This is a genomic window from Hyalangium minutum (genome assembly GCF_000737315.1).
GTDB lineage: Bacteria > Myxococcota > Myxococcia > Myxococcales > Myxococcaceae > Hyalangium > Hyalangium minutum.
This window is the reverse complement of sequence record NZ_JMCB01000018.1, coordinates 169,152-186,899: the sequence shown is the minus strand read 5'-3', so window position 1 is coordinate 186,899 and position 17,748 is coordinate 169,152. Positions and strand designations below refer to the sequence as shown.

At 67.9% G+C, this 17,748-nt stretch carries 13 protein-coding genes; 2 read left to right on the top strand and 11 right to left on the bottom strand.

All coding sequences use genetic code 11. The features are described from left to right. Nucleotides 1–36 precede the first annotated feature (36 nt). Nucleotides 37–2,046, top strand: coding sequence for a lysyl oxidase family protein (locus DB31_RS35300; RefSeq protein WP_044196316.1), 2,010 nt, complete (start codon nt 37–39; stop codon nt 2,044–2,046). 33 nt (nt 2,047–2,079) lie between these two features. Here DB31_RS35300 and DB31_RS35295 read toward each other — a convergent pair whose 3' ends face one another. Both DB31_RS35295 and DB31_RS35290 read right to left on the bottom strand, forming a co-directional pair. Continuing rightward, nucleotides 2,080–2,589, bottom strand: coding sequence for an RNA polymerase sigma factor (locus DB31_RS35295; RefSeq protein WP_044196314.1), 510 nt, complete (start codon nt 2,587–2,589; stop codon nt 2,080–2,082). A gap of 103 nt (nt 2,590–2,692) precedes the next feature. Further along, entirely contained in the window at nt 2,693–4,339 is a 1,647-nt protein-coding gene (locus DB31_RS35290; protein ID WP_044196312.1) for a sigma-54-dependent Fis family transcriptional regulator, read from the bottom strand. 283 nt (nt 4,340–4,622) lie between these two features. On the opposite strand from DB31_RS35290, the gene DB31_RS45530 reads away from it, so the two are divergent. Beyond that, on the top strand, nt 4,623–6,677 hold the full coding sequence (locus DB31_RS45530; RefSeq protein WP_052420501.1) for an ELWxxDGT repeat protein: 2,055 nt from the start codon (nt 4,623–4,625) through the stop codon (nt 6,675–6,677). A gap of 11 nt (nt 6,678–6,688) precedes the next feature. Here the strand turns inward: DB31_RS45530 and DB31_RS51375 are convergent, their stop codons facing one another. The 9 genes from DB31_RS51375 to DB31_RS35240 are packed head-to-tail and all read right to left on the bottom strand — an operon-like array spanning nt 6,689 to nt 17,743. Next, nucleotides 6,689–10,474, bottom strand: coding sequence for an ATP-binding protein (locus tag DB31_RS51375; RefSeq protein WP_044196310.1), 3,786 nt, complete (start codon nt 10,472–10,474; stop codon nt 6,689–6,691). A gap of 12 nt (nt 10,475–10,486) precedes the next feature. Then, nucleotides 10,487–11,500: a type II secretion system protein GspN gene (gene gspN / locus DB31_RS35275; RefSeq protein ID WP_044196308.1), complete on the bottom strand. Its 1,014-nt coding sequence runs from the start codon at nt 11,498–11,500 to the stop codon at nt 10,487–10,489. Between the two features lie 4 nt (nt 11,501–11,504). Beyond that, complete coding sequence (gspM, locus tag DB31_RS35270) at nt 11,505–12,077, bottom strand: type II secretion system protein GspM (RefSeq protein ID WP_044196306.1); 573 nt, start codon at nt 12,075–12,077, stop codon at nt 11,505–11,507. A gap of 3 nt (nt 12,078–12,080) precedes the next feature. Further along, on the bottom strand, nt 12,081–13,673 hold the full coding sequence (gene pilM, locus DB31_RS35265) for a pilus assembly protein PilM (protein ID WP_044196304.1): 1,593 nt from the start codon (nt 13,671–13,673) through the stop codon (nt 12,081–12,083). Nucleotides 13,674–13,675: 2 nt separating this feature from the next. After that, nucleotides 13,676–15,040: a type II secretion system minor pseudopilin gene (locus DB31_RS35260; RefSeq protein ID WP_044196301.1), complete on the bottom strand. Its 1,365-nt coding sequence runs from the start codon at nt 15,038–15,040 to the stop codon at nt 13,676–13,678. Beyond that, nucleotides 15,041–15,712 carry a PulJ/GspJ family protein gene (locus DB31_RS35255; protein WP_044196299.1) on the bottom strand — a complete coding sequence of 224 codons (672 nt, stop codon included), beginning with the start codon at nt 15,710–15,712 and terminating at the stop codon, nt 15,041–15,043. After that, nucleotides 15,709–16,596, bottom strand: a complete 888-nt coding sequence (locus DB31_RS35250; protein WP_044196297.1) for a type IV pilus modification PilV family protein — start codon at nt 16,594–16,596, stop codon at nt 15,709–15,711. Before DB31_RS35250 ends, DB31_RS35255 begins: the two co-directional genes overlap by 4 nt. After that, nucleotides 16,593–17,318: a prepilin-type N-terminal cleavage/methylation domain-containing protein gene (locus tag DB31_RS35245; protein ID WP_044196295.1), complete on the bottom strand. Its 726-nt coding sequence runs from the start codon at nt 17,316–17,318 to the stop codon at nt 16,593–16,595. Before DB31_RS35245 ends, DB31_RS35250 begins: the two co-directional genes overlap by 4 nt. Then, nucleotides 17,315–17,743: a type II secretion system protein GspG gene (locus DB31_RS35240; RefSeq protein WP_044196293.1), complete on the bottom strand. Its 429-nt coding sequence runs from the start codon at nt 17,741–17,743 to the stop codon at nt 17,315–17,317. The genes DB31_RS35245 and DB31_RS35240 overlap by 4 nt, the downstream gene beginning before the upstream one ends. Between the last annotated feature and the right edge of the window lie 5 nt (nt 17,744–17,748).

Genomic DNA, 17,748 nt, shown 5'->3' with positions numbered 1-17,748 from the left:
CAGGCGAACCTGTCGAAAACCACTGAGGGGGACACCTTGCGCAAGATCCTGCTGTGCGTGCTGGGAACCGTCGCCGTTCTGCTGAGCGGCTGCGACGATGACACCTACGAGTTCACCGAGCTGGAGCCCGCTGCCCCGCAGCATGTGCTGCCTGCGGGCAACGGGGCGCTCTCGGTGGCCGTGAAGAACTCGGGCACCGCGACCTGGAAGAAGGGAGACGTGACGCTCGTCCTCTCTCCTCAGGAGCAGGAGGGCTGGAGCGGCGGTACGCTCCAACTCGAGAAGAACGTGAAGCCTGGAGAGGCGGCCACGTTCACGGGCACCGTCGCCACGCCCGCCTTGCCGGGCCTCCACGAGCTCACGTGGACCCCCCACCACAAGGACAAGGCCTTCGCGAACACCGTCCGGACCTCGGTGGAGGTGACGTGCTCGGATGGCATTTTCTGCAACGGCGAGGAGCGCTTCTCCAACGGCCAGTGCGTCAGCTCGCGCTCGGCCTGCGACGATGGCACAGAGTGCACGATAGACGACTGCGACGAGGTGGGGCGCATCTGCGTGCACACGCCCTCTGGGACGTGCGCGACGTGCCGGGCCGGTCCTTCCTGCACCCCTGACTGCGCGGGCAAGCAGTGCGGAGATGACGGGTGTGGCGGCGAATGCGGCACCTGTGGCGCGGGCCAGGGGTGCGCGCAGGCGATCTTCCAGTGCAAGTCCGACGCGCAGCCGGGCACCTGCCGCTCGCCGCTGCCCCTGGTGGCGGACGGGACGCCGCTGGCTGGGGACCACACCCTCCAGGGCGATACTTCCGCGGGCATCCATCAGGCGGTGCCCTCGTGCAACAGCACCAGCACCGCAGTGGAGTCCGTCTACACCTTCACCCTCACCCAGCGGATGGGCTTGGAGGCGCGCGTCTCCGGCTACGACACGGTGCTCCACTTGCGCAAGAAGCGCACGGCGGACGGCGCGGCGGACTGCCTCGACAACACGCCCAACAAGACGGTGGCGTGCAGCGATGACTCGTCGCCCCCGGGGGACTACGGCTCGCGCATCACCGTGGCGCTGGATCCGGGCACCTACTACCTCATCGTCGACGGCTTCGATGCCGCGCAGTCCGGTGCGTTCACGCTGAAGACGCGCTTCACCCCGGACGGCTGCGTCCCCAAGTGCGACGGCGTGTACTGCGGCGGCAGCGACGGCTGTGGCGGCAACTGTGGAGCGTGTGACGCGGGCCAGGTCTGCATCAGCGGGCGCTGCCTGCAGAGCCCGTGCACGCCGCAGTGTGATGGAAAGGAGTGCGGCGACGACGGCTGCGGCGGCCAGTGCGGCTTCTGCCCGGAGGCAAAGCTCTGCGTGCCGTCCTCGGGACTGTGCCAGACCTTCCAGGACTGCAACCACCTGCGGCCCCAGTGCTCGCCGGGCTGCGGGGCCACGGAGTTCTGCGGCTCGGACTGTGTCTGCCACCCTGTCACCGAGTCGCTGCCGGATCTGATCGTCGACGAGCAGCGGCTCAAGAACGAGATCCTCTTTGACTCGGTCTACGTCACGGAGAACTCGTGCGCGAAGGTGGAGGAGTGCGTGACGGGCATTGGCGAGCGCCGTGTGCTGCGCTTCAGCGTGGAGGCGGTGAACCAGGGCTTCGCCACCGCCACGGTGCCGCCGCCTGCGGATCGGCCGGACCTGTTCACCTTCTCGCCCTGCCATGGCCACTACCACTTCAGCGGCTTTGCCTCGTACGCCCTGCTGGATCTGCAGGGCCACGTGGTGCTCACCGGCCGCAAGCAGGCCTACTGCATGGAGGACACGCAGCGCGTGGTGGCGGGGCCCAGCGTGTCTTGCTCCAAGGAGTTCGACTGCTCCAACCAGGGCATCCAGCGCGGCTGGTCCGATCTCTACGGCAACACGCTGGACTGCCAGTGGCTGGACATCACGGACCTGGCCCCGGGCGACTACCGCCTCCAGGTGACGCTCAACCCGGCGCGCGCCTTCCAGGAGGCGACGCTGGACAACAACACCTCCAGCGTCCCTGTGACGATCCCGCCTCCGTAGGCCAGAGGCGGGGCCGGCGGCAGCGCCCTCAGCTCACGGGCGCTGCCCACGCTCCTCGAGCACCTCGAGCGCCCGCACGCGCCCGCGGTGCAGCGAGCTCTTCACCGTGCCCTCGGGGATGTGCAGCACGTGGGCGATCTCCGGATAGCTGAAGCCGCGCACCTCGCGCAGCCACAGCACCTGGCGCTGCAAGTCACTCACCTGCTTCAGCGCATCCCCGAAGTGCCGCTGCATCTCCTCGCCCACCGCCTGGGCCTCCGGAGAAGTGGGCTCCTGGAGCTCGTAGCTCAGCTTCTCGCGGCGCTTGCGCGCCCGCAGCCAGTTGATGCTGCTGTTGACCATGACGCGGTGCAGCCAGGTGGTCCACGCCGCCCGCCCGGTGAAGCCCTCGGGCTTGCGAGCCAGCCGCGTGAACACGTCCTGAACCACATCCTCCGCGTCATCCACGTCTCCCACTATCCGCCGCGCAATGGCCAGGGCCCGTGTGCGATGTTGGCGGTAGAGCTGCGAGATGGGGGGGAGCACGGCGACACTGGCACTCATGACATGCCTCCTGTGGCCCCCGCATAAGGGGCTTAGGGCATGTAACGGGCGAGGCTGCGGAAAGATCTGTCCCTTGCCGCGGCGCGCAATGTCGGTGAAGGGCTTACTCCAGATCCTCCTCGGCCTTGCCGATGCCCCACTCTTTGAGACGCTTGAAGAGGGTGGAGCGTGCCAGGCCCAGCTCTTTGGCCACGCGCTCGCGGTTGTGGCCGTAGCGGCGCAGGGTGAGCTCGATGATCTGGCGCTCGGCCAGTTGCAGCATCTGCTCCAGGGTGAGGCCCTCGGGCATGGTGAGGACGAGCCCAGCGGCGCCCGCGGTGATGCGGCTGAGCTCCTGGTCGAAGGAGATGTCGCCAATGTCGATCTGTGGCCCCTTGCGCAGGAGCAGGGCGCGGTGGACGACGTTGCGCAGCTCGCGGATGTTGCCGGGCCAGGGGTGCTTCTGGAGCTTCTCGAGGCCGCCAGGGGTGAGCTTCACCGTTTGCCCTCGGGGCGAGTACATGCGCACGAAGTGGTCCGCCAGTGCCGCCAGGTCTCCCGCGCGGTTGCGCAGGGGCGGCAGCAGCACGGGCATGACGCAAAGCCGGTAGTAGAGGTCCTCGCGGAACCGGCCCTCGCGTGCGAGGGACAGCAGGTCTCGGTTGGTGGCCGCCACCACGCGCACGTCCACATGGGTGGGGCGGCTGGCGCCCACGCGCTTGATCTCTCCGCTCTCCAGGGCGCGCAGCAGCTTGGCCTGCAGGTTCATCGGCAGCTCGCCGATCTCGTCCAGGAAGAGGGTGCCGCCGTGAGCCTCCTCAAAGGCACCCCGGCGTGTGCCCTGGGCACCGGTGAAGGCGCCCTTCTCGTGGCCGAACAGCTCGCTCTCGATGAGCTCCTTGGAGATGGCGGCGCAGTTGACGGGGATGAAGGCCTTGTCAGCGCGCTCGGAGCAGGTGTGCAGGGCCTTGGCGACCAGCTCCTTGCCGGTACCGGACTCGCCCAGGATGGTGACCGAGATGGTGGAGGGTGCGACCCGCTCGATGAGCTCCACGAGGCTGCGCACGGCCGGATCGTTGCCGATGATGCCGTGGGAGGAAGCGCCCTGCTTGTTCTTGGACGCCGGCTCGAGGATGAGCTCCGTTTCGCCTACCCGGAGCACGGTGTTCAGGGGCACCTCCACGTCGAAGATGCGGACGTTGCCCAGGAAGGAGCCGTTGGTGGAGTTCAGGTCCACCACATGGAAGAAGCCCTGGTTGCGCGTCAGCTTGAGGTGTCGGCTGGAGATGAAGCGATCCTGGACGACGATGGTGTTGGACGGATCCTTGCCGAGGGTGAAGGAGGTGTTGTCGGTGAGGTCGTGGAGAAACTCGGTGTCCCCCTGTTTGACGCGCAGCTGGGCCGGCTGGCTGTCTCGAGCCTCGGTGTTCACGGGCGAGATGTCGGTGCTCAGGCCCACGCCGGTGGGGCCTGCAGTCTCTCCGGTGCCGCGCTCGCGGTACATCGCGCGCCACCTGCCCAGGGCGATGTCGGCGCCATCCTGCAGCTCGCCCTGCTTCATGGACTTGCCAGCGACCAAGGTGCCGTTGCCGGACAGATCCTCGAATTGGCAGGTCTTCCCATTGTAGATGAGCGCCACGTGCTGGCGGCTGACGTCGGGATCCGGGATGACGACGTCACTGCGCTCGCCGCGGCCGAGCACGACGCGCTGCCGGTCGATCGCGAACCTGAGCACTTCCTCGCCCCGGCGAAAGAACACCAACTCTGGCATGGCCACCTTTCCTGAGGACGGGGGCGGCTTTACACGTGGGGTCGGTGCGTTGGCAACAAAAGAGACTTGATGGGTAGGCATATTTTCGTGTGCCTCACGAGGTTGGATGGGATGGACTGCGGTCTATGCGCTGGTACAGCACGCGGTGGGCCAAGCTCCAGCCATCCAGAAAACAGGCACTTACGGGCGGTGGAGGCCTGAGACTGTCCACCGGCGTGGACGGGGCGTCCGCGGCCGACAACTGCGGATACGATGGTTGGCAACACGGGCCTTGGGGGACTTCATGATCGTTTGGCGCGTCGTCGCTGTTCTCCTCGGGTGCTTCTGGTGGCTGACGGGCTGTGGACCCCTCTCGGAACCCGGCGAGGCTTCGCTCAGCCTCCACTCGCGCTTCACGCTCGACAGCCAGTGCACGCCGCCCGCGCGCGTGCGGGACATCCATCCAGGCCCCGCCAGCGCCTTCCCATCCAGAGTGGACGACAGGGTTCCGCAGCTGGCCGCAGCCAGAGGGTGGCTCTTCTTCGGCGCGACCGACGGGGCGTTGGGCGAGGAACTCTGGCGAAGTGATGGCACCGCTGCGGGCACGCAGCGCGTGAAGGACATCTCCCCAGGGGCGTCCCCCTCCTCGCCAACGGAACTGACGCCGGCTCAGGATGGCCTCTTCTTCTCCGCATCGGAGGGTGTCTCCGGTCGGGAACTCTGGTGGAGCGACGGCACCCCAGAGAGGACAAAGCGGGTCGCGGACGTGGCCCCGGGTGCAGCGGACTCCTCTCCCGCCGAGCTCACCGTGGTGGGTGAGCGGCTCTTCTTCACAGCGGACGACGGCACTCACGGCAGCGAGCTGTGGATGCACCACCGGACGGACGGGAGCACCGGCTTGGTGAAGGACATCCGCCCAGGCTCCTTCGGGGCCGTGGCCTCCGAGCTCACCGCCCTGGGCGACAAGCTCCTCTTCTCAGCGAATGACGGAGCGCTGGGCCAGGAGCTGTGGATCAGCGATGGCACCGCTCAGGGCACGGCGATGGTGAAGAACATCTTCAAGCTCTACGACTCGAGCCCTCAGAGCATGGTCGTCATGAACGGGCGTGCCTACTTCTCCGCGGATGACGATGAGTGGGGCCGTGAGGTGTGGTGGAGCGACGGCACCCTCTTGGGCACCGACATCGTCGCCAACATCTGGCCCGAGCTCGCCGACTCGAACCCCACCTCCCTGACTGTTGTCGGAGGCAACAAGCTCTTCTTCGCCGCGACCGAGCCGTTCTTTGGCCGGAAGCTATGGGTGAGCGATGGGTCGGAGAGCGGTACGGTGCGGGTGATGGGCCAGGTGCAGGGCTCAGAGGGGAGTAGTCCACAGGGGCTCACGGCAGCCGGTGACCAGCTCTTCTTCCTGGCCTATGACGACCAGGGCCAGATCGGGCTGTGGCGCACCGATGGCACGGAGGAGGGAACCCGCTGGCTCAAGAGGGAGGGGATCGACAGCTCAGGCCACCCGCCCCCCATGAAGAGCGTGGGGAAAGTCCTCTACTTCGCGGGCTCTGATGCCAGCAGCGGCACCGAGCTGTGGAAGAGCGATGGGACCGTGGAAGGCACGGTCCAGGTGATGGATCTCGTCCCGGGCCCGGGGGGCTCCTTTCCGCGTGACTTGACCCGCGCCGGTTCAAAGCTCTTCTTCGTCGCGCATGATCCCGAGGCGGGAGAGGAACTCTGGGCCCTGGATCTCTGCGACCGGGCTCCGCCCCTGGTGACCTGCCCGGCGGCCATCTCCGTCGAGGCCACGAGCCTCCAGGGGATGCCCGTGTCCTTCGCCGCCATCGCGACGGATGACTTCACGGAGGCGCCCGTGCTCGAGTACAGCCAGGCGTCCGGAAGCACTTTCCCGCTCGGGCGCACCGAAGTGGCCGTCACCGCCCGGGATGAGGCCGGCAACACCGCCAGCTGCACCTTCCCGGTGACCGTTCAGGACACCACGCCTCCGGTCCTTCGCTGCCCTTCGTACACTTTCATCGAGGCCTCGGGGACCGGGAGCGTCGTGGTCCAGTATCCAGAGGTGGTGGCGAGCGACACGCTCTCCCCCGTGAGCATTGCCTTCGATCCTCCCAACGGCAGCGCGCTTCCCATCGGCGACGTCACCCCTGTCACAGTGACGGCCACGGATCAGGCGGGGAACACCAAGCGCTGCCAGTTCAAGGTCGCGGTGGAGAATCCGGACGCGGAGGGGCCTGATAGCTCCTCGGGCTGTGGCTGTGGCGCCCAATCGAGCGGCTGGGCTGGAGGTTCCTTTCTATGCATGGTGCTGGCGCTGATCCGTACCCGGCGCATGGGGGAGGGCAAGCGATGAACGGTTCAGATTCAGGAGGACGTGGGAGGCGTCTCGCACCGTAGCGCCGTAAGGATCGCCTCCAGTTCGCGGATCTGCGGAGGCTTCACGAGGTGGTGATCGAACCCGGCCTGCTTCGAGCGCATCCGGTCACTCTCCTGCCCATACCCCGTCAGCGCGACGAGGATCGGCTGTCTTCCACCTCGGCCCCGGATCTCCGCCGCTACCTGGTACCCATCCAGCCCCGGCAGGCCAATGTCCAGGAAGACGAGATCCGGTTGCCACTCGGCGGTGACCTTCAGCGCCAGGGTGCCATCCAGTGCCACGCGCGCCTCGTGCCCGAAGTCCTGGATGAACTCGCCCAGCGACTCCGCCGCATCCTTGTTGTCGTCCACCACCAGGACGCGGCAATGCTCCACCGCCCGGCGCTCGTCCACCCTTGCCTGGGAGCCCGAAGCCTGCAGGGCCGCCGCCTCTTCCTCCTGCAAGGGAATCCGGACGATGAACTCGCTGCCCTTTCCAGTCCCCTCGCTGCGAGCCTCGACGGTGCCACCGTGCAACTCCACCAGCTTGTGGACGATCGTCAACCCGATGCCCAGCCCGCCCTGGGTCCGTGACAGGTCCCGGTTGCCCTGCTGGAATAGCTCGAACAGGTGCGGCTTCAAGTCGTCCGGAATGCCAATCCCGTTGTCGCGGATGCGCAGCTCGGCCAGGTCGCCGGAGCGCTCGATGCTCACCCAGATGCGGCCGCCCGTGTCCGTGTACTTCGCCGCGTTGGTGATCAGATTCATGAGCACCTGATCCACGCGGACGGGATCCGCCAGCACATGGAGCGGCCGCATGGGCAGCGAGACGGACACGTCGTGCTTGCGCGACTCGATGTGTTCCCGTGTGGCATCCAGCGCCCGTGACACCGCCTTGCCCAGGTCCACGCGCTCCTTGCGCAGCTCGATCTTCCCCCGGGTGATGCGAGAGACCTCGAGCAGATCATCCACGATGCGGGCCAGATGACTGGCCTGCCGCAGGGCGACCTCGAGCTGCCGGTCCACCGGCGAGGGCCCCAGTCGCTTGCGGATGAGGTGCAGGGACGTCTGCAGTGGCGCCAGCGGATTGCGCAGCTCGTGCGCCAGCATCGCGAGGAACTCGTCCTTCCGGCGGTCGGTGGCCTTCAGCTCCTCCATGAGGGCCTCGACCTTCTTCCGCGCCAGCACTTGGTCGGTCACGTCGAAGTCGAAGGTCATCACCCCGTCAATCTCTCCGGCGGCGGAGCGCACGGGCAGGTAGGTGATGTTCCAGTAGGTGTCCCGGAACTCGCCCGTCTTCGGATCGACGAACTTCGCCAGCCGCTCCTTGGCGTAGAACGGCTCGCCCGTGTGGAAGACGCGAAGGATGAGCTCCGGGTAGTCCTGCCCGCGGAACTCGGGGACGGCCTCCAGCAGCGGCTTGCCACGCACCTCCCGTCCCCCCAGCGCCTGGATGCTGAGCGGGTGCGCGAACTCGAAGATGAGCTCGGGACCGCGGAAGAAGGTGATGAGGGCCGGCACGTCCATCAGCATGGACTTGAAGCGGTGGCGCTCGGCCTCGGCCTGCCGGCGCAGGCGCGCGAGCTCCAGGTGCGCGGCCACCCGCGCCACCAGCTCCTTCGCGGAGAACGGCTTGACGAGGTAGTCATCCGCGCCAGAGCGCAGGCCGTCGACGCGCGACTCCTCGCCCGCACGTGCCGACAGCATGATCACCCCGATACCCACGGTGAGTGGGTCCGCTCGCAAGGCCTGGAGCAGCCCGAAGCCGTCGAGGTTGGGCATCATGACATCGGTGAGGACCACATCCGGCGGCCGCTCCCGGATGGCCGCGAGCGCCTGCATGCCATCCGCTGCGGTCTCCACGGTCCAGTGCTGTCCCAGGAGCCGGGCGATGTACTCGCGCATGTCCGCGTTGTCGTCGACGACGAGCACGCGGGCCGGTGTGGACACCCTGCCACGTGGCAGCGCACCCTGGACGACGGAGGAGGCGGCGAGAGCTTCTCCTGGGGAGCCCGGCAGCCACCGCATCGCCTCGGCCACATAGGACTCGGCGCTCACGGCGGTGCTCGCCAGGGAGCGGCCCGTACCCATCCGCTCCGCTGGGAGGTGCGCGGTGCCGGTCGGAATGGACACGGTGAAGCGGCTGCCCTGGCCCAGCTGGCTCGTGACGCGGATGCTCCCGCCGTGGAGCCGCGCGAGATCCTGCACCAGCGCCAGCCCGATGCCCGAGCCCTCGTGCGTCCGGGAGCGCGTGCCCTCGATGCGGTGGAAGCGCTCGAAGACGCGTGGGAGCTCCGCCTCCGGGATGCCGGGGCCGGTGTCTTGGACCTCCAACTCGACGTGGTCCCCCGCCGCGCGCAGGGAGATGCGGATGCTGCCCTCGAACGTGAACTTGAAGGCGTTCGACAGCAGGTTGAGGACGATCTTCTCCCACATTCCACGGTCGACGTGGACCGGCTCGGAGAGGGGCGGGCAGTCCACCTCGAAGCGCAGTCCACCGCGCTCGATGGCGGAGCGGAACGCGCTCGCCAGATCCTTCGTGAGCGTGGACAGATCCGTCGGCTCGTACGCCGCCTGCATGCGCCCCGCCTCGATGCGGGAGAAGTCCAGCAGCGTGTTGACGAGCTTCAACAAGCGCAGCTCGTTGCGGTACACCGTCTCCAGGTCGGCCCCCGTGAGCGCGCGGCTGGGCGAGGCGAGCGCATCCTCGGTGGGGCCGAGCATGAGCGTGAGCGGCGTGCGGAACTCGTGGCTGACGTTGGAGAAGAAGGCCGTCTTCGTGCGATCGAGCTCGGCGAGCGCCTCGGCTCGTTTCTTCTCCTCTGTGTACGCCTGGGCGTTGGCGAGGCTGGCGGCGATCTGCCCGGATGCCAGACCGAGGAAGCCCTGGTAGCCCTCGTCGAGCAGTCGGAACGGATTGAGCCCGACGATCAGGATGCCCGCGCGGCCCGTCTGCCCGGTTGAGGCAATGGGAAGGGCCATCGCGCGGGCGGTCGGCCGAGGCCATCCCCCTGTGGGGAGACTGCCGAACGAGGACTCCAGTCCCTCGATGAGCTGGGCCTCGTGGTTCCGCAGCACCTGGGCGAAGGGCCAGCCCGAGCGGTCTTCCAAAGAGGCGGACTCGGGAGCTGCCCGGTGCCCCCGCTCGATGCCCGCCACACCGGCCAGAGACACCGTCCGCCCATCAGGCTCGGTCAGGTAGAGCAGAGCGAAGGGGATGTCGCGCGGGTTGGTGGACAGGGACTCCGAGGCGCGCCGGCAGACCTCCTCGAGCGTCCGGGCGTCCGAGGTCCTCGCGGCCAGCTCTCGCAGGAGCACCAGTTGGCGCTCGCCGATGATGCGCTGGGTGTCGTCCGAGTTGGCGCAGAGGATGCCGCCGGGGCCACCCTGCTCATTGGGTACGGGGCTGTAGGAGAACGTGTAGTACGTCTCCTCGGGGTAGCCGTTGCGCTCCATGATGAGGAGGAGCGCCTCGTCATAGGTGCCTTCGTTGGCGCGCATGGCGGAGGCGGCGCGCGGCCCCACTTGATCCCAGATCTCCCGCCAGACGACGGACGCGGGCTGGCCGAGCGCCTGCGGGTGCTTGCCGCCGACGATGGCCTTGTACGCGTCGTTGTAGAGGTTGATGAGGGAGTCCCCCCACCAGACGAACATCGGCTGGCGGGAGGTGAGGATGACGCGGAGGCACGTCTTCAGGCTCTGTGGCCACGTCTCGACAGGCCCCAGGGGTGTCTGGGACCAATCCATGGCACGCATGCGCGCGCCCAGCTCACCTCCGCCGGTGAAGAGGCTCATGCCCCCAACGTATCAACGCTTGCCGAGGAAAGAGAGCTTACCCATCGAGCCGCTGAGGCGCCCCGCGCGGAACTTCGGGTCCTCCTTGTCCGGAGGCAGGATGGACAGGCCCAGGCCGGCGGTGCCCAGCTCCTTCACGAGCTCCGGCTCGACGCGGATCTTGATGTCCATGGCGGGCTCTGCGTACTGCAGGCGCTTGTTGAGCTTGAGGGTGCCGGTGCCGAGGATCTCCAGCTGATCGCCGCCGAGCCGGAGCTTGTCCACGGTGCCCAGGCCCTTCTCGAAGCGGATGTTGGCGGAGAGCTCGCCCACGGGGATGCGAGGCAGGCCGCCCGGGAAGAGCAGGGACACGGGGCTGCCCTGGCTGGCCACGCCCGAGCCCTCGACGCTGCCCTTGAGCAGCAGGTTCTGGCCATCGAGCACCAGCTCGCCATCGGCCTGGGACAGATCCGGCTCGCCGGGGCGGCCACCGGTGCCCTCGGGCGCGGGCAGGCTCAGGTTCAGCGAGCCATTCAGGCTGCCCTCCAGATCCAGCCCGGTGAAGTTCTTGAGGTTGCCTGCGCCGGGATCGAGCTTGGCCAGCTTGACGCGCACCTCCAGCGTCTTGCGGCCACCGATGTTGCCGGTGATGGTGCCGCCCAGGGCGTTGGAGTCGAAGGCGACGCCCAGCGGGAACAGGGTGGGGCGCAGGGACACGGAGTCGATGGTCAGCGCCTCGCCCAGCTCCGCCGGCCCGAGCATGCGCGCGGTCGACGGATCGCCGCTGGTGAGGGCGGCAACGGTCTCGGCGCTGAGGGGCGCGGGCGGCTGGCTCACCTTCACTCCCTTGGCGGTGAGCCCAACGAGGCCGGGGCGCAGTGTGTCGATGCGGACCACATAGCCGGCCTTCAGCGCCTCGGTGGCGATGCGCGCGCGCAGCGCGCCATACGGGAAGGTGAGGAACAGGCAGAGGACGAGGGCGAACAGCGAGAAGGCGCTGTAGCCGACGATGATCTTCCAGCGGGCGGTCTTGGTCTCGGTAGCCATGATGTCACTGCGGAGTCGACGGCTGCGTGCCTTGCTTCAGCCGGTAGGTGGCGACGGTGGCCCACGCCGTCAGGGTGTCAGTGGCCGGGCGGGGCTCCAGGCGCAGGTACTTGACCTTGATGATGCCGGGGCCGCCCTCCACGGTGCGCAGGAAGTCGGTCAGCTTGCGCAGGTCCACGTCGGTGAAGGTCAGCTCGATGCTGCTCTCGAGGATGTTCCCATCGCCGATGCCCACCTCGCCCTTGGGCGTCATGTTGGGGGCGTCCAGGCCCGCGGCGCTGGCCTTGTCGGAGATGTACGTGAGCAGGCGGACGTCGCTGCTGGTCAGCTGCTGCTCCACGGCGTTGCGAGCGGCAGTGGCCTGGGCGTAGCTGGCCGCCAGTTGCTGCACTTCCTGGAGCTTGGCGAGCTTGTCTTGGGTGCGGCGCCGGTAGCCGTTGGCGCTGTTGGCGAAGGACAGCACCGTGATGAAGAGGATGAAGAGCAGCACGGCGGAGCCGGCCACCACCACGAGGCGCCGCTCGCGGGCGCTGAGCTGCTCGAAGCGCAGCCGCAGATCATTGAGGAGTTGCTTCATGGCCTAGCTCTCCGCCCCCGGCTGGTTGGGGCACTGCACCTGGATGTCCAGACGGAAGGTCACCTTCTGACCGTCCCGCGTCTTCTCCACCTTGCCCGGGTTCACCTCGCGGAAGCACCGGTGCGTCTTCAGGGCGGTGGTGAGGGTGTCGATCTCCTTGGAGCTGTTCGTCTCGCCCTGGAGGATGACGCGCTCCAGATCGATCTGGATGCGCTCGATCTTCACGGGCACCTCCGGGGGGATCCTCTGCGTCACCTCCGCCAGGAGGTTCACCGCCGTCACCTTCGGGAGGGCGGCGGCCGGGCTCTCCACGCCGCGCAGCAGGTTGAGCGCGCGGTCATAGTTGGTCTCGCACTTGCCGAGGATGCGCTCGGTGGTCTTGCAGAGCACCGCGTCCACCTTGGCCTCGTTGCGCGCGAGCACGGTGTTGCGCACCACGCCGCTGGCGATGAACAGCAGCAGCAGGGTGGCGGCGAACGAGCCCAGCAGGCCGATCTTGTCCTTCACGTAGTCGAAGTCGCCCTTGAAGCCGAACTCGCCACGGCGCAGGTTGAAGCGCGGGGCCTTGGCACCCGAGGCCTGCCCGCGCAGCGCCAACGAATAGGCCTGGACGGCCGAGGGCTGGACCTCCGCGGGGATGGAGGAGGCTGCCTCGTTGGGCAGCGCGAGCACGCGCACCTGGAGGTGGAGATCCTTCTCCAGTTGCTCGGCGAGCCCCTTGAGGCGGGCGGTGCCGCCGCACAGCACCACGGCGCCCACGTTGCGCTTGGTGCGGGCGGTGAAGGCCTTGAAGGTGGGGCGCAGCTCGCGGAGCACCGGCTGCAGGCCGCGCACGAAGGCGGAGGCGGCGCGCTCGGCATCGGGGCCCTGGGCCGTGGCGGCGCTCGCCATGGCGCCGTAGGTCTCCTTCCACTGGTGGGCCTCGGCCAGGGGCGTCTGGAACTCGGCGGCGAGCGCACGGCTCAAATCCCTGCCGCCGCCCGCGAAGGTGCGAGCGAACTCCACGCCCACGCCCGGCTTGCCGATGGCCACCGTGGTGCGCTCGTGGCCGATGTCCACCACGGCGATCGCCTCGGCCTCACCGAGCCCGTCGAACATGGCGGGCGTCTGGATGAAGAGGTTCTGGTAGGTGATGCCGGGGTGGGTGATGACGCGCGGGTCCACCTTCAGCTCGGTGAGCAGGCCCAGGAGCCAGCTCAGCTCCTCCTTGCGGACCACGCCCACGAGCACGTCGCTGTTGGCCTTCGCCTTCTGGCCCACCACCTGGTAGTCGAAGAGGACCTCGCTCAGGTCGAACGGCAGCTGGCTCTCCACCTCGAAGGGGAGGGCGGCCTCCAGCCGCTTCGGGTCGCTGAAGGGCAGGGTGAAGGCGTGGGTCAACAGCGTAGGCCCGGGCAGGGCGACGATGACCTGATCGGCCTGCATGGGCTGCTGGGCAAGCAGCTCCTTCACGGCGGCGCGGAGCGTCTCGGTGCGGTCGCCCTCGGCGCGGCGCACCTCGGTATAGGCCTTGGTGGTGTAGCCGCGGATGTTCGACTCGAACAGGACGCCCTTGACGGAGTAGCTGCCCAAATCGAGGCCAAGAATGCGGGCCATCTTTATTCCTCTCTCCAATACAGGAGCTTGCCGAGCGAGTCGTCCAGCTTGACCACGGCGGTGATGGTCTTCTGCACGCTGCCCGCCTCTCCCACGGACTTGATGGTGAAGGTCTGGCTCTTGTCACCCACGAGCCGGTTGTTGGTCGCGCTGGCCTTGATGGCCGGGTTGATAGGGATGCCGGCGGACTCCACCACGCTGACGAAGTCCTGCACGGACATGCCGAAGAAGCTGAACATGCGCGCCGAGCGGATGCGGGTGATGACCTCGTTGATGAACACGGGATCCTTCAGCCGCGGATCCGGGTGCGAGGGGTCCGCCACGGAGAGGATGGCCATGTACATCATCATCGGGTCATCCGTGTTCACGTTGGGGCGCGAGTTCACGTCCGGGTACACGGTGAGCCGGTCGCGGAAGGCGGCCATGAACATGTCGGTGACGCCGTGGACGCGGTACAGCTCGTCCACGCTGTCGAAGCGGGCGTTCTTGGCCTCGTAGCGCGGGTCGAAGCGGTCGTAGTTGCTGTCCTCGGGCGAGAAGCCCGCGGCGAAGGGGTTGACGGGATCGGCCACGTTGATGGCGGACTGCACCTCGTCCTCGTCCACCCAGTCCTTGAGGGCGATGACGACGTCCTGCGGGGTGACGCGGACGCGGTTGGCATCGTCGCGGTTGAAGAGGAACTCGAAGCGCTTGTCGCCGAGCAAGTCCAGCAGGCGCGCCGCGGTGGGCAGCGCATCCGTGGCGAGGCCCGCCAGCCGGTGGATGTTGAGCTTCTCCTCCTCGTCGCTGATGTTCGCGAGGAAGCAGCCCTCGAAGCCGCCGAAGGAGCGCTTCAGGGGCTGAGCCCCCAGCGCCTGCTCCGCGTCCTCGTCCTCCATGGTGAAGTTCTCGTCCTGGGGCTCCGCGGCCTTGCCGTCCTTGCCCTCGCCCACATCGCTGCGCACCAGGCCCTTGAGCATGTGGCAGTCCACGCGCGCCAGCTTCCAGAGCTGGATGTTGAGCGTCTGCGCGGCCTGCTGCTGGCCTCCCGCGGCCCCGGCACCGCCACCCGTGAGGGCGCTGAGGATGCCGCCCAGGTTGGGGATGGGCGTCTGGTCCACCTGCTTCTGGAAGCGCAGCAACAGGCGCCCCAGGGACAGGCCGGAGCGGGCCATGTAATAGGCGCGCACCTCGTCCCGCTGGTTGGCGGCCAGCTGCAGATCCACACGCGTGTTGTAGGCGAACTCGGTCGCCACCACGGTGAGCAGGGTGATGGAGATGACGGCGATGATGAGCGCCACACCTCGCGCGCGGCGATCGCGCTTCGCGGGCGAAGCGGGCGGGCGGGCGGAGCGGCGCCTGGGCGTCTGTGAGAAGAACCTGGGCATTTAGAACCTCGGCAGCTCCGTGTTCAGCATGATTCGGGCCTGGGTGGTGTAACGCGCCTCCTTACCGTTCTCGTCCAGGGCGAAGATCGTGATGCGCACGCGGGTGGGAAGGAAGGACTTCTTCTCATTGCGGCGCGTGTCCCACTCGTCCTCCCACTCCTTGCGCTCGGAGTCCCAGTAAGCGAACTCGATCTTCTTCACGCCCTCGAAGAGCGCGTCCGTGGTGCCGCCCCGGTCCATGCGCTCGCCGATGTTCGGGTTCTCCCGCCGCTTCAGATCCTGCCGGCTCCGCGCGCCCTTCTCCGTGGAGCTCTCCACGAAGTACTCCACCACGGACTGATCAGACTCCTTGGAGTCCGTGTACAGGCGCTGGTGCGCGAACGTGGTGAACAGCAGCCGGTCCCGCTCGCCGACGAAGTTGGTGGGCCGGTCGTTGGAGTCCCGGTAACGCTTGGGATCGTACCGGTCGCTCACGTACGCGGAGCCAATCTCACGGGCCATGCGGTTGAGCGCCGCGCGGACCATGCGGTAGTGGTCGGCCTCGCCTTCCACCAGCTCCTTGGCGCGGAAGCCCGTCTGGAAGGCCATGGCCACCATCGTGCCCATAAGGGCGGTGATCGCCACGGCGACCATGACCTCCATCAGCGTGAAACCCCGGATCGTGCGTCTCATTGGGAGCTCTTTCCGCGAGGGTTGAAGATGCCGCCACCCGTCCTGGGCACGTTGAGTCCACCGCCGGGGATCTGACCCGAGTTGAGCTGATCCAGCTGCTGCTGCCGGTTGACGAGGGGCTGGCGGGTGACGGGGTCCAGCATCTGCCCGTTGGGGCCGGGGATCGGGTTGGGGACGAGCTGGCCGGTGGCGGGGTTCACCCACTGGTTGGACGTCTCCGGAGGCTGCTGGCCCCGGGCGGCGGCCGCGGCGGCTGCGGCGCCACCGTTGCGATCCGAGCCCGGCCCGAGCGACACGACGTGCGTCACCACGTCCATGCTCTCCACCTGCTTGCCCTCCCTCCATGTCACCGTGAGGTGGACCTCGCGCACGGAGCTCTTCAGCTGCTCGATCATCTGGGTGAACATGGGCTGCGCCATGCCTGCGGCCATGCCAGCCATGCCACCCGCTGCCGGAACGGGACCGCCACCGCTCTTGCTGTCACCTCCCGCGCCGCCGCCGAAGAGCGAGGCGATGCCGCCCATGTCCCCGTCTCCGCCGATGGGGAGGTTGAAGATGGCGCCGATGAGCTGGTCCGGAGTCACCCCATCCGTCTTGGGCGCGATGATCTTCGCGCGCCACTTGAACATGGGCCAGCCCTCTTCGGAGAAGTCGCCGGACTCCTCATCGTCGTCGGCGTTGAAGCCGTCGTCGTAGAGCTTCTGCTCCAGGTCCGTCATCTTCGAGCGGGCCAGGAACGCGGCCACCGTGAGGTGCTTGGTGTAGACGTGGTTGGACATCGCGCCGGAGTTCAGGTCGAAGATCGCCATCAGCGCCATCACGAGGATGGCGAGCGCGACCACGGTCTCCAGCAGGGTGAAGCCTCGACGGTTGCGGTTCTTCATGACCGAGGCACCTCCAGTTCCTCCGAGACGATGGTCACCTTGCCCGTCAGGGGCGAGACGACGAGCGTCCACACGTTATCGCCCTGCCGCACGTACACATGGGCCTTCTCCGTGTAGCCCTGGGGGAAGAAGTAGAGATAGGCCACGCCCTGGTCCACCGCGGTCCGCTGGTGGCGCGTCCACACTGAGAGCGACACGGCGCCCGCCAGCTCCCGCGGCGCCAGTTCTTCGGCGGTGTAGCTGGAGTAGCGCGCCGACTGCTCCACGCGGCCCTGCTCCTGCTCGATCAGATCCTGCATGCTGGGCGCCCCGCCGCTGTCGCGCGAGGTGAAGTTGCGCCGCGGGTCCTTGCTGGGGCCCTGGCGCTTCTCGTCATCCCTCGCCTTGTTCTCGTCCCGGAGCGAAGCCTCGCGATCGCGCGAGGTGGTGATGCCACTCTCGGCGCACTCGGCGTGGTAGCGCACCGGATCCTCGCTCTTGGCCTGGGGCAGCTCGAACACCAGCCGGCACGTCTTCCCCGTGAGCGCGGCCGTGTCGTAGAGCGAGCGGATGATGCCCGCAAGCTCGCTGGCTGACGCCTTGGCTTTGGTGCCGGTGAGCGCGCCAACGCCCGACACCACCGCTCCGAAGAGCACCGCGGCGATGAGCAGCGCGATGATGATCTCGATGAGCGTGAGGCCCCGCTGGGCCCGGCGCTTCCGTGCCAGAGACAGGTGTGTCATTGCCGAGGCCTCCACAGTCCACCGCTGGTGATATCCGCGTTCTCTCCCTCGCCTCCAGGCACGCCGTCCGCGCCGAAGGAGAGGACGCCCGTGTGCTCGTTGTTGAACCGGTACACGTACGGGTGGCCCCACGGATCAACGGGGACCTCCGTGAGCACTTTCGCCTGGATGAGCGGCTCGAAGCCCTCTTCCTCGAGCGGGAAGCGCCCCATGCTGCGGTGGTACATCTTGAAGACGCCCTCCAGGCGCCGGATCTGCTCCAGCGCCAGGCGCTGCTTCGGAGGCAGGCTCCAGTCCGTCGTCACGTAGGCGATGCCGAAGGCCAGCGCCGTGGCCAGCACGCACGCCGCGGCGACCACGTACCGCCCCACTCGGGCCGGGCGGGGCGTCATCGGCTCGGTCTGGAGGGTGACAGGGGTCGCCATGGGAG

Bases quoted from the DNA above. Each gene is read 5' to 3' on its own strand.
- DB31_RS35245 (WP_044196295.1), bottom strand. From the start codon at position 17,318: ATGACACACCTGTCTCTGGCACGGAAGCGCCGGGCCCAGCGGGGCCTC.
- DB31_RS35255 (WP_044196299.1), bottom strand. From the start codon at position 15,712: ATGAGACGCACGATCCGGGGTTTCACGCTGATGGAGGTCATGGTCGCC.
- DB31_RS51375 (WP_044196310.1), bottom strand. From the start codon at position 10,474: ATGAGCCTCTTCACCGGCGGAGGTGAGCTGGGCGCGCGCATGCGTGCC.
- DB31_RS35250 (WP_044196297.1), bottom strand. From the start codon at position 16,596: ATGAAGAACCGCAACCGTCGAGGCTTCACCCTGCTGGAGACCGTGGTC.
- DB31_RS35240 (WP_044196293.1), bottom strand. From the start codon at position 17,743: ATGGCGACCCCTGTCACCCTCCAGACCGAGCCGATGACGCCCCGCCCG.
- DB31_RS35260 (WP_044196301.1), bottom strand. From the start codon at position 15,040: ATGCCCAGGTTCTTCTCACAGACGCCCAGGCGCCGCTCCGCCCGCCCG.
- pilM (WP_044196304.1), bottom strand. From the start codon at position 13,673: ATGGCCCGCATTCTTGGCCTCGATTTGGGCAGCTACTCCGTCAAGGGC.
- DB31_RS35295 (WP_044196314.1), bottom strand. From the start codon at position 2,589: ATGAGTGCCAGTGTCGCCGTGCTCCCCCCCATCTCGCAGCTCTACCGC.
- DB31_RS35290 (WP_044196312.1), bottom strand. From the start codon at position 4,339: ATGCCAGAGTTGGTGTTCTTTCGCCGGGGCGAGGAAGTGCTCAGGTTC.
- DB31_RS45530 (WP_052420501.1), top strand. From the start codon at position 4,623: ATGATCGTTTGGCGCGTCGTCGCTGTTCTCCTCGGGTGCTTCTGGTGG.
- gspN (WP_044196308.1), bottom strand. From the start codon at position 11,500: ATGGCTACCGAGACCAAGACCGCCCGCTGGAAGATCATCGTCGGCTAC.
- gspM (WP_044196306.1), bottom strand. From the start codon at position 12,077: ATGAAGCAACTCCTCAATGATCTGCGGCTGCGCTTCGAGCAGCTCAGC.